Raw genomic sequence first — 11,552 nt, 5'->3', positions numbered from 1 at the left:
ATGGTGGACCAACCGCCACGAACTCCTGCCGGTAGAGGTGGAGTGCTTCCATGCCAGTGGCTGTCGAAAAGCAGGACATGCCGGCGAACCGTCGTCCACAACGCTCCGGCGACCGCGAAACGGGACGTGCGGTGAAATCAGCCATTCCACCAAACGGGCCACTACACCAAGCCATGGAAGGCGGCAGTTACGGGCCATTGCGCGGAAACGACTGCGAGCGCATTCATGAGGGCGTGCTGACGCTTCTGGAAACGGTCGGCTTCGCCAACGCCATCCCGTCCTGCATAAAAGTCCTGACCAAGGCTGGCGCCATCCATGGCGACGATGGCCGCATCCGTTTCCCCCGTGCGCTCATACTCGACACCATCAAGCGAGCCGCGCGGCATTTCACATTGCATGGCCAGGACCCCAAGCACGACATGGTGATCCAAGGCAAGCGTGTCCACTACGGCACGGCGGGTATCGCCGTGCATCTGGTGGATCTCGAAAAGCGCGAGTATCGCGAATCCAAGCTGCAGGACATCTATGACGCCGCCCGCATCGTCGATGGACTGAGCAACATCCATTTTTTCCAGCGGCCGATGGTGGCGCGCGACATCGCCGACCCGCTCGATATGGATTTCAACACGCTCTACGCCTGCGTGATGGGGACATCGAAGCATGTCGGCACGTCCTTCACCGTGCGCGAGAATGTGAAGCCGGCGCTCGAAATGCTCTATGCCATCGCCGGTGGCGAGGAGAATTTCCGCGCCCGGCCATTCGTTTCCAACTCCAACTCCTTCGTCGTGCCACCGATGAAGTTCGCCGAGGATGCCTGCGGCGTGCTCGAGGCCTGTGTCGAAGGCGGCATCCCCATCCTGCTCCTCTCCACCGGCCAGTCCGGAACAACCGCTCCGGCGGCGATGGCCGGCGCGGTCGCGCAGGCAGTGGCCGAAGTGCTGGCTGGCCTGGTGTATGTCAACGCACTCAAGCCGGGACATCCGGCGATCTTCGGCGCCTGGCCGTTCATGTCGGACCTGCGCACCAACACCATGGCCGGGGGCTCGGCCGAACAGGCGGTGGTAACGGCGGCCTGCGCGCAGATGGCGCAATTCTACGACCTGCCCGGCGGCTCGGCCGCCGGCATGACAGACTCGAAACTGCCCGATATCCAGTCCGGCTACGAGAAAGGCATCACCAATGTGATGGCCGGCCTCTCGGGCCTCAACCTCGTCTACGAATCGGCCGGCATGCATGCCTCGCTGCTCGGCTTCTGCCTGGAAAGCCTGATCATCGACAATGACATGCTTGGCCATTGCTTGCGCTGCGCACGCGGCATCGAAGTGACGGACGAAGCGCTGTCGATCGACACCATCGCCGATGTCTGCCTCAAGGGTCCGGGCCATTATCTTGACAACGAGCAAACGCTCAAGTCGGCCCGGGCAGAGCGTTTTTATCCCGCCTTCGGCGACCGTTCCTCACCGAAGGAATGGAACGAAAAAGGCCGCCCTGATATATTGGCCCGGGCGATCGACGAAAAGAAGCGCATCCTTGCGGAACGATTTCCGCGGCACGTGCCCAAGCTGGTCGACGACAGATTGCGCGCCCGCTTCGGCAACCTGATCCACCTGCCGCGCGCGAGCATGGGCGGCTAGCCAGAAGACCGACATACAGATAGCCACCGACAGAACCAACCATTGGGCAGAACGACAAATGAGCGTCTATCCTATCCAGCAAGCCGCAAATACCGAAGATGCCATCGATCGGCTGGTGGCCTCGCACCGGCCAGGCTACGGCCTGACGCGCCCATTCTACCACGACCAGGATATTTTCGAGCGGGACATGGAACGTCTGTTCCGCCGCCATTGGCACTGCCTGGCGCATGCCAGCGTCATTCCCAATCCCGGCGACTTCGAACTGTTCAAGCTCGGTGACGAGGCGGTCATCCTGTCGCGTGGCATGGATGGCACCGTGCATGCCATGCTCAATGTCTGCCGCCATCGCGGCGCCGAGGTCTGCACCAAAGAGAAGGGCAACGCGAAAGTGTTCGTCTGCCCGTATCATGCATGGACCTATTCCAATGACGGCTCGCTGCGCGCCGCCAGGCTGATGCCGAAGGATTTCGACCGCACCGCGCACGGGCTGAAGAAGCTCCATGTCCGCGTCGCGACCGGCCTTGTCTTCATCTCCTTCGCCGAGACGCCACTCGATTTTGATCCGATCGAGCAATCTTTGCGCACGAGTTGCGGACAATATGGTTGGGGCGATGCCAAGGTGGCCTATCGCCAAAGCTATCCGCTCGACGCGAACTGGAAGCTCGCCGTCGAAAATTACGTCGAATGCTACCATTGCGGACCGGCGCATCCCGAATATTCGCAGACGCACGCGCTGGAAAAGCCCGCGGAAATGATCGAGCAGCTCAATGCCGCGATGGAACAGCGGACCTGCGCTCTCGGCATCGAGATCGGCAGCGGCGATCGCTGGCAGAATTCGGCCGCCGGCCAGGAGGCGATCCACACCTTCCGCTATGCGCTCTATGACGGCGTTTCGAGCGGCAGCCGGGACGGCTCCCCCGTCGCGCCACTGATGGGCCGCTTCACCGACTATGACGGCGGCGTCACCTCCATCCATCTTGGCGGCACGACTTTCCTCGTCTGCTACCCCGACCACGGGATGATCTACCGATTCATCCCGAAAACGGCTCAGACCTGCGAGATGGAACTGATCTGGCTGGTGCGCGGCGACGCTGTGGAAGGCCAGGACTACGATCTGGAGAAACTGACCTGGTTGTGGAAGGTCACCACGGACGAGGACAAGAAGATCATCGAGCATACGGCGCGCGGCGTACGCTCGCACTATTTCGTGCCCGGACCGATCGCGCCGATGGAGTACAACGAGCTGCGTTATATCGGCTGGTATCTCCAGGAGATAAGCCGGGCTTAGAGCGTTTTCAGCGTTTCACGAAAGCACTCAGCCAGCGCTCAGTCGGCGCCCAGCCCGAAGCGCTCAACCACCTCGGCGTTGATCAGCTTGGCGTGCAGTGCCATCAGCACGATCTGCGCATCGAGATCGTCGCCGGTTTCGAGGGCGGCCCCGATCCGGCGCTCCGCGTCGAGCCGCTGCTGTGGACCTTGCGCACGCTCGAAGGTTTCCGGTCCGGCGATGCAGTAGCTGAACAGGTTCGCTACCCGCGGATAGGCCTGCGGCGGCTCCTCGGGCCAGTGGTCCTTCATCAGATTGACGATGGTTAGTTTCACCCCTTCGGGCACGAGGGCGGGATGCAGGTCGGCGCCACGCAAGGCGGCATCGAGCTGCCGCAAATCATCCGAGCGGCCGAACATGCCGAGAAAGCCGAGGGAAGAGCGTCGTCCCGCCATTGCTGGTCCAATCCGTTTTCCACCAGTTAGGGGGTTCGGAAGCGGAATACAAAGGAGCCGGAAAATCTAAAGCGCGTCGCGTCGAAACGGATTCATGCGACGCGCCTTAGATCTTGTTTCGATGCATGTCGTTTTCCCGAACCGAAGACACTTCCGGGCGACATCCACTAGCCGCCCGTGGCGAGCAGCAACACGCCGGCAAGAGCGCATCCCGCAAGCGTCGGCAGCACACCGGTTTTCCACTTCAGGATGGCGACCATGGCGGCGACCGAAAGCAGCGCGGCTCGCCAGTCGATCGACGAAAGCACCGGCACGTTCATGCCAAGGCCCGTCATGCGTACTTCGCGGAAGACGACGTGCAAGGCGAACCACAGAGCAAGGTTCATGACGACGCCGACCACGGCGGCGGTGATCGCGCCCAGCGCGGCCGACAGGGCCTTGTTGCCGCGCAGGGCCTCGATGTAGGGCGCGCCGAGGAATATCCAGAAGAAGCAGGGTGTGAACGTAACCCACAGCGTCAGCAGCGCTCCAAGCGATCCGCCAAGCAGCGGATCCAGCGAGCCGGCGTGGCGAAACGCGGCGATGAAGCCGACGAATTGCAACACCAGGATGAGTGGACCCGGCGTGGTCTCGGCAAGGCCGAGGCCATCGACCATTTCACCAGGGGCGAGCCAGCCGAAGGACTGCACGGCTGCCTGCGCGACATAGGCAAGAACCGCGTAGGCGCCGCCAAAGGTGACCACCGCCATGAGGCTGAAGAAGCCGCCAATCTGCGTCCACACGCTGTTCGTCCCGGTGAGCGCCCAGAGCAACAGAACCGGCCCGAGCCAGATCGGCAGCCAGATCGCGATGGTGCGCGGCGCATGCCATCGTGTCGGCCTGGTATGGGCCAGTTCGCCGCGTTCGAACATCAGGTCGACCGCGCCCCTGATATCGGGAGCGTCGTTCTTGCCGTGCGCCGCGCCGGAAAACAGGGCTGGCGCGACACGGTTTCCCACCCATCCCACCGATCCCGCAATCAGGACGATGAGCGGGAACGGGATGGCGAGCACATAGATGCCGAGAAAAGCGCAAAGCGCGATCGCCACCATCAACCGGTTCTTCAAGGCGCGGCGGCCGATGCGGATCACCGCCTCGACCACGACCGCGAGCACGGCGGCCTTGACCCCGAAGAACAGCGCCGCGACCAGCGGGACATCACCATAGAGCACATAGAGAATGCTCAGGGTGAGCATGACCAGTGCGCCGGGCACCACGAACAGGACACCGGCGACAAGGCCGCCGATCGTCCTGTGCAGCAGCCAGCCGATATAGATGGCGAGTTGCTGGGCCTCGGGACCGGGCAGCAGCATGCAGTAGTTCAGCGCATGCAGGAAACGCTGTTCGCCGATCCAGCGCCGGTCCTCGACCAATTCCTTGTGCATGAGCGCGATCTGCCCCGCCGGCCCGCCGAAGCTCAGCAATCCGATCTTCGCCCAGAGTTTCGTGGCTTCGCGGAAGCTCGGGACCGCCGGCGCCTCGACGAGGTCGGCATCATTGCCCGAAATGAGGCTGCTCATGACGGCTTTGCCCCGCCCGGCCAGTTGTGCGTCTCGTCAGTGGCGTCGCGACACCAGCGGAAGAACGCGTCATAGAGTATCGTGCCGGCCTCCAGCTGCTCCAGATCGTCGCGGAACATGCGTGACAGGCCAAGCGAGGCGGCCAGAAATCCGGCTGCCTGAGGAACCAGATCCAGGCGTGCGGTGTCGGCCGCGCGCACGATCGTGGCAAGCCGATCGAGTGCCTGGGATTCCAGCCCGAACTCCTCGATCATCATGTCGAAGGTGCAGCGCTCGCCGCGATGACTCCAGAACACATTGTCGATGTCGAAAGGCACGGCCTGAAAGCGGTCTGCGACAGCCGGAACTTCAGCGGGTTCGACGAAGAGAAACACCGCGTCGGGATCGATGAAGCGCCGGATCAGCCATGGGCAAGCGATGCGATCGACCTTGGGGCGAGCCCGCGTCACCCAGACGGTGCGGCCCTTTTCATCGCGGGAAGGTATCTTGTCGGCGCGGACCAGAAGCCCGCCGGCATCGCGCCAGGCTTCGAAGCCGCCTTCGAGGGATTCGGCGGCAATGCCTTCATGCCGCAGCCACGCGGCAACCCCTTGCGAAAGCTTTTGCCCCTTCTGGCAAACGACGGCCACTTGGCTGCCGGCAAGGTCGTTTGCCCAAGCCGAGACCGTTTTGAAATTGCGCCGGTGAGAGGCCGGCAGCAGGCGCGGGTCGGCGTCGTAGTCTTCATCGATACGGACATCGACGATCACAGGCGCGCCCGGCAGACCAATCAGACGGGATAGTTGCTGTACGGTGATAGCGGTTGTTGACGGCATGGCGTCCACCTCCTGAAGAAGCCTGGACGCGAACATTGGGCTGACGCCTCACGGGGTCGTCGCGATACACCCCTTGCGATGATGGTGGAATTGTTGGGCTGGCTTGTCAAGGACAGAGCGTTTCCCGGCCCGTGGCTGTGACACGGCGGCCTGATCGAAGGCCGCCGGTCGTCGTCATCCATCATCGCTGATCAGCCAGGAATAATCGATGACTATTCCCGGGGATAATCAATGATTGTCGCGAGGCACCCCCATCGTGTGGGCGACATCCTGATATTTCACCGCCGGCTTCAGCACCATGCCGGCCGAGAACTGGTCGACCATGCCGCGCTGGATCTCCTGCCACGGCGTCTGGTGCTGGGGATAATGATAGCCGCCATCCTTCTGCAGCTCGGCGCGCCGCCGCGTGATCTCGTCATCGCTGACGAGGATGTTCGCCGTGCCCTTCCGCAGGTCGATGCGGACGCGGTCGCCGGTCTTGAGCAGCGCCAGGCCGCCGCCGACCGCGGCTTCCGGCGAGGCGTTCAGGATCGACGGTGAGCCCGACGTGCCGGACTGGCGGCCATCGCCGATGCAGGCCAGCGCGTGGATACCCTTCTTGATGAGGTAGGCCGGCGGCTGCATGTTGACGACCTCGGCGCCGCCGGGATAGCCGACGGGACCGGCGCCGCGCATGAACAGGATGGTATGCTCGTCGATGCCTTGCGCCGGATCGTCAATGCGGGCGTGGTAATCCTCGGGGCCGTCGAACACCATGGCGTTGCCCTCGAAGGCTTCCGGGTCGTTCGGGTTCGACAGATAGCGCTCGCGGAATTCCGGCGAAATGCCGCTCATCTTCATGATCGCCGAATCGAACAGATTGCCCTTGAAGTTGATAAAGCCTGCATTGGCCTTCAGCGGCTCGGCCACTGTGCGGATGACATCGGTATTCTCGTTGGCGACGCCCTCGCAGTTAGCGCCGATCGACTTGCCATTGACCGTCAAGGCATCGGGATGCGGCAGCATTCCGGCCTTCATCAGTTCGGCGACCACGGCAGGCACGCCACCGGCGTGGTGATAGTCCTCGCCCAGATATTCACCTGACGGCTGCAGATTGACGATGAGCGGCACTTTGAGGCCGATGGTCTGCCAGTCGTCATTGTCGAGCGGCACGCCGAGATGGCGGGCGATGGCGTTGAGATGGATCGGCGCGTTGGTCGAGCCGCCGATCGCCGAATTGACGACGATAGCGTTTTCGAAGGCCGCGCGGGTCATGATATCGGACGGTTTCAGGTCTTCGTGCACCATGTCGACGATGCGCTTGCCCGTTTCGTAGGCGATCTGGCCGCGCTCGCGGTAGGGCGCGGGAATGGCGGCCGAACCGGGCAGTTGCATGCCGAGCGCCTCGGCCAGCGAATTCATCGTGGTGGCCGTGCCCATCGTGTTGCAGTAGCCGGTGGACGGCGCCGAGGACGCGACGATGTCCATGAACTCGTCATAGCCGATCTCGCCGGCCGACAGGCGCTGGCGCGATTCCCAGACGATGGTGCCCGAGCCGGTGCGCTTGCCCTTATGCCAGCCATTGAGCATCGGGCCGACCGACAGCGCGATGGCCGGGATGTTGACGGTAGCCGCCGCCATCAGCAAGGCAGGCGTGGTCTTGTCGCAGCCGATGGTGAGCACGACGCCGTCGAGCGGATAGCCGTAGAGCACCTCGACAAGGCTGAGATAGGCGAGGTTGCGGTCGAGGGCCGCGGTCGGCCTCTTGCCGGTCTCCTGGATCGGGTGACAGGGGAATTCGAAAGGAATGCCGCCCATCGAGACGATGCCTTCGCGCACGCGCTTGGCGAGTTCGATATGGTGCCGGTTGCAAGGCGAAAGGTCAGAGCCCGTCTGCGCGATGCCGATCAGCGGTTTGCCCGACATCAGCTCGGCGCGAGTCAGCCCGTAATTAAGGTAGCGCTCGAGATAAAGCGCCGTCATTCCCGGATTGTCGGGATTGTCGAACCACTCCTGCGAGCGGAACTTTTTCTTTTTCGTGGGGGCGCCGGCCATCATGGTCTCCGTATTTGTATGACAAATCGATATGACAACGCGCGGATGCAGGCAAGGGGCACGCGTGACACGCGTGATCTGAATCCGGACTTTGGTGCGATAGACAGCTATCGAGCCGCACGCTACGACCAATCCGACATAGGCGATGCGGGAGGTTTAGATGGCTTTGGTGATCGAGGGCGAGGAACGTATCGCCGCACCCGTGCAGAAAGTGTGGGAAGCGCTGAACGACCCAACCGTCCTGAGGGGCGCCATTCCAGGCTGCCAGAGCCTGGAAATGAAATCGGCGACCGAGATGGCGGCAACGGTGGTGCTGAAGATCGGGCCGATCAAGGCCACCTTCAACGGCGAAGTGACGCTCAGGAATCTCAAGCCGCCGCATGCCTACACCATCCAGGGCGAAGGCAAGGGCGGCATTGCCGGCTTCGCCAAGGGCGGCGCCGACGTCACGCTCACCGCCGACGGGCCGGACGCCACGGTCCTCAAATATGCGGCCAAGGCAGAAGTCGGCGGCAAGATCGCGCAACTCGGCAGCCGGCTGATCGAATCGACGTCGAAGAAATTGGCCGGACAGTTCTTTTCGGCTTTCGGCGAGAAAATAGGAAAGTAGCTAACTGTTAAATTTGCTAAGCTCTTGCTGCTCGGACGTTAAAATGTCTAGGTTGCGTGATGGGTTTTGTGATTTTTCGAATTATATCTATTTCATTGAAGAAATAGAGAACACTAACCATTTTCGTATAAGGCTTGACAAAAGAGTTCAAGATAGAAGCCAAATTAGATATCTAAACAATTTTGTTAGAGCATATCGAGCCGAGCAGTTACATCGCGCACTTGATGAGATTTGCGAAACCGGTGCAACGTGGTTTTATGAAGAAAATAACACGTATTTAAACTCGTCTGAGCATCCCAGTACAGCCGTTCCACCGCTCCCTTTTGTAAAAACCTGGGAGCCACCTTTTGGTCCGTATCGCTAAGAGCGCCAACTCTTTTATATAGTTATAATTTTCAATTGAGTCATTCGAACACGATGCTCGGCACAGCCGCTTCGGCCGCGCCGCGTTCCTCGTTGACCCTGTCCCAGACCTTGGAGGCGATATCGCGATAGATTTTCGCCTCGGCGCCATCCGGCTTCGAGACGACCACCGGCGTGCCGGCGTCAGAGCTCTCGCGGATCCCCATTTCAAGCGGCACCTCGCCGAGGAAGGTGACGCCCAGCCTCTCCGCCTCGCGGCGCGCGCCGCCATGGCCGAAGATGTCGTATCGCTTGCCGGTATCCGGGGCGATGAAGTAGCTCATGTTCTCGACGATGCCGAGCAGCGGCACATCGACTTTCCTAAACATATTGAGGCCCTTGCGGGCGTCGATCAGTGCCAGGTCCTGCGGCGTCGAGACGATGACGGCACCGGCCAACGGCACCTGCTGGGCCATGGTCAGTTGCGCATCGCCGGTGCCGGGCGGCATGTCGACGACGAGCACGTCGAGCCGCCCCCATTCAACCTCGCGCAGCATCTGCGTCAGCGCCGACATCACCATCGGCCCGCGCCAGATCATCGGCGTCTCCTCATCGACGAGGAAACCCATCGACATCACCTTGAGGCCGTAATTCTCCATCGGTTTCAGGATCTTGCCGTCGACCGTCTGCGGCCGGCCATGGATGTTGAGCAGCCTGGGCATCGACGGGCCATAGATGTCGGCATCCAGCACGCCGACCCGCAAGCCATTGGCGGCAAGGCCGAGCGCCAGGTTGACGGCCGTGGTCGACTTGCCGACGCCACCCTTGCCGGAAGCAACCGCTATGATCGCCTCGATGCCGGGCACGCCGCGCTTGCCCTGGCTCTGCGAAGCGGGAGCATGCGGAGCCGCCCGTGGTGCCGCAGCAACCGGAGCCGTCGGCGCCGGCCTGGGTTCGGGACGCGATGGAACCGACGCCTCCATGCCGCCGCCTTTCTTTTCAGCCGTCAGCGCGACGACCGCACCGGCGACGCCGGGAATGGCCTTCACCACCCGCTCGGCGGCGGCGCGCAACGGCTCCATCTCCTGAGCGCGCGCGGCGGGAACGGTGATCGAGAAGAACACTTTCGAATCGGCGATGAAAATCTCCGAAACCATGCCGAGGTCGACGATGTTTCCGGTAAAATCCGGCCCGTTCACCGTCTTCAGGCGCTCGGTGACGATTTCCTTGGTGATGGACATGGCTGTTGTTCCCTGGCGTTCGGCTGCAGCTCACATAGTGCAGATCGCGGACCGCTCCAAGCGCCAGGCATGGTGGCGCTCGTCAAGCGGCCTGGATGACCTATTTCCGTGACCAGAGGGAATGACAACCAGGGAAGGAGACGATCATGCTTGCAAACAGCAACGCATCGGCAAACCTCGCCGTGAAGGATCTGGCAAGGGCCAAGGCCTTCTATGAGAGAACACTCGGCCTGGAACAGGTGCACGATGAGGGCGGCGAATTGATCGTCTACAAAAGCGGCGATACCACGATCAATGTCTATCGCTCCGAATTCGCAGGGACCAACAAGGCGACGGCGGTAACCTGGATGGTCGGCGACACCATCGCCGATGTCGTCAACGCCCTCAAGTCGAAGGGTGTCGCCTTCGAGCATTACGAGATGCCCGGCCTAACGATGGAGGGTGACCTGCATGTCGGCGGCGGCATGAAAGTCGCATGGTTCAAGGATCCGGACGGCAACATCCTCAATCTCGTGGATCGGTAGATCCCGGCGATCGAGGCAGCGCTGCGCGATCGCTTTTTTATGCATGTCGTTGTCCCAAAACCGAAGTCACTTTCGGGCGACATGCATTGGAGGATTGAGCGCGACACCATCTGGCGCGACGCCAACGCGCCGGATAGCTTCCCCCAATGATCGACAAGCTGGAATTCTTCATCGCGCTGGCCAAGGAAGAGCACTTCGGCCGGGCGGCCGAGGCGTGCGGGGTCACGCAGCCGACCTTGTCGGCCGGCATCAAGCAGCTCGAGGGCCAGCTCGGCGTCATGTTGGTCAATCGCGGGTCGCGGTTCCAGGGGCTGACCCCGGAGGGCAAGCAAGTGTTGGTCTGGGCGCGCCGCATCGTCGGCGACTCCAGGACCATGCGCGAGGAGATGCGCGCCGCCCGGTATGGCCTTTCCGGCCGCATCCGGATTGCGGCAATCCCGACGGCATTGGCGATGGTCGCGAGATTAACGACGCCCTTTCGAGACAAGCACCCAGGCGTCACCTTTTCGGTGCTGTCGCGGACCTCGATCGAAGTGCTGTCGCTGCTTGGCAATTTCGATGTCGATGCGGGCATCACCTATCTCGACAACGAACCGCTGGGACGGGTGACCAGCGTGCCCCTCTATGACGAGCGCTACCAATTGATCACCGCAATCGGCAATCCCTATTCCGACCGCGACAAAGTGACATGGTCCGAGATCAGCCAGTTGCCGCTGTGCCTTCTGACGCCGGACATGCAGAACCGCCGCATCATCGACCAGCACCTGGCGGAAGCCGGCGTGCAGGTGCGGCCGACGCTGGAATCGAATTCGATGATCGTGCTGTTCTCGCACATCCGGACCGGCAAATGGTCATCGATCATGCCACTCAACCTTGCGGAAACATTCGGTTTTTCCGAACCGATCCGGGCCATTCCGATCGTCGAGCCCGATGCCAGCCACACAGTCGGGCTGGTCGCCGCGCCGCGCGAGCCGCACACGCCGCTGGTGCAGGCGCTGCTGGACGAGGCGATGGCGCTGGCAGACGATTTCCGCGCCCACCGCTAGGCTAGACAATGCTGAGCGCAGCTCG

10 protein-coding genes are annotated in these 11,552 nt (G+C 62.1%); 5 read left to right on the top strand and 5 right to left on the bottom strand.

Features of this window, described 5'->3' with window-relative positions:
- Positions 1 to 50: 50 nt before the first annotated feature.
- Both FJ954_RS04645 and FJ954_RS04640 read left to right on the top strand, forming a co-directional pair.
- Entirely contained in the window at positions 51 to 1,634 is a 1,584-nt protein-coding gene (locus FJ954_RS04645) for a trimethylamine methyltransferase family protein (RefSeq protein ID WP_140660581.1), read from the top strand.
- A gap of 58 nt (positions 1,635 to 1,692) precedes the next feature.
- Positions 1,693 to 2,922, top strand: a complete 1,230-nt coding sequence (locus FJ954_RS04640; RefSeq protein ID WP_140614851.1) for an aromatic ring-hydroxylating dioxygenase subunit alpha — start codon at positions 1,693 to 1,695, stop codon at positions 2,920 to 2,922.
- Positions 2,923 to 2,960: 38 nt separating this feature from the next.
- On the opposite strand, the gene FJ954_RS04635 is transcribed toward FJ954_RS04640, so the two are convergent.
- The 4 genes from FJ954_RS04635 to FJ954_RS04620 form a co-directional block, all read right to left on the bottom strand.
- Entirely contained in the window at positions 2,961 to 3,356 is a 396-nt protein-coding gene (locus FJ954_RS04635; RefSeq protein WP_140660580.1) for a hypothetical protein, read from the bottom strand.
- 167 nt (positions 3,357 to 3,523) lie between these two features.
- A complete protein-coding gene (gene chrA, locus FJ954_RS04630) occupies positions 3,524 to 4,915 on the bottom strand; it encodes a chromate efflux transporter (RefSeq protein WP_140660579.1) in 1,392 nt (463 codons plus the stop codon).
- The gene (locus FJ954_RS04625) at positions 4,912 to 5,730 is read right to left on the bottom strand and encodes a chromate resistance protein ChrB domain-containing protein (RefSeq protein WP_140660578.1); all 819 of its coding nucleotides are present in this window, start codon (positions 5,728 to 5,730) and stop codon (positions 4,912 to 4,914) included. Before FJ954_RS04625 ends, chrA begins: the two co-directional genes overlap by 4 nt.
- 228 nt (positions 5,731 to 5,958) lie before the next feature.
- Positions 5,959 to 7,764, bottom strand: a complete 1,806-nt coding sequence (locus tag FJ954_RS04620) for an IlvD/Edd family dehydratase (RefSeq protein WP_140614855.1) — start codon at positions 7,762 to 7,764, stop codon at positions 5,959 to 5,961.
- A 160-nt stretch (positions 7,765 to 7,924) separates the two neighbouring features.
- On the opposite strand from FJ954_RS04620, the gene FJ954_RS04615 reads away from it, so the two are divergent.
- Positions 7,925 to 8,374 (top strand): carbon monoxide dehydrogenase subunit G, encoded by a 450-nt coding sequence (locus FJ954_RS04615; protein WP_140660577.1) that lies wholly within the window; start codon positions 7,925 to 7,927, stop codon positions 8,372 to 8,374.
- Between the two features lie 404 nt (positions 8,375 to 8,778).
- Here FJ954_RS04615 and FJ954_RS04610 read toward each other — a convergent pair whose 3' ends face one another.
- Entirely contained in the window at positions 8,779 to 9,957 is a 1,179-nt protein-coding gene (locus tag FJ954_RS04610; RefSeq protein WP_140660576.1) for an Mrp/NBP35 family ATP-binding protein, read from the bottom strand.
- 146 nt (positions 9,958 to 10,103) lie between these two features.
- Between FJ954_RS04610 and FJ954_RS04605 the strand changes: the two genes are divergently transcribed.
- The gene (locus tag FJ954_RS04605; protein ID WP_140660575.1) at positions 10,104 to 10,481 is read left to right on the top strand and encodes a VOC family protein; all 378 of its coding nucleotides are present in this window, start codon (positions 10,104 to 10,106) and stop codon (positions 10,479 to 10,481) included.
- Between the two features lie 146 nt (positions 10,482 to 10,627).
- The gene (locus FJ954_RS04600; protein WP_015314117.1) at positions 10,628 to 11,527 is read left to right on the top strand and encodes a LysR family transcriptional regulator; all 900 of its coding nucleotides are present in this window, start codon (positions 10,628 to 10,630) and stop codon (positions 11,525 to 11,527) included.
- The last annotated feature ends 25 nt before the right edge of the window (positions 11,528 to 11,552 follow it).

It is taken from the genome of Mesorhizobium sp. B2-3-15, assembly GCF_006442875.1.
GTDB classification, from domain to species: Bacteria; Pseudomonadota; Alphaproteobacteria; order Rhizobiales; family Rhizobiaceae; genus Mesorhizobium; species Mesorhizobium australicum.
Note: the sequence above shows the minus strand (reverse complement) of the source record. Positions and strands in the feature narration are given on the sequence as shown.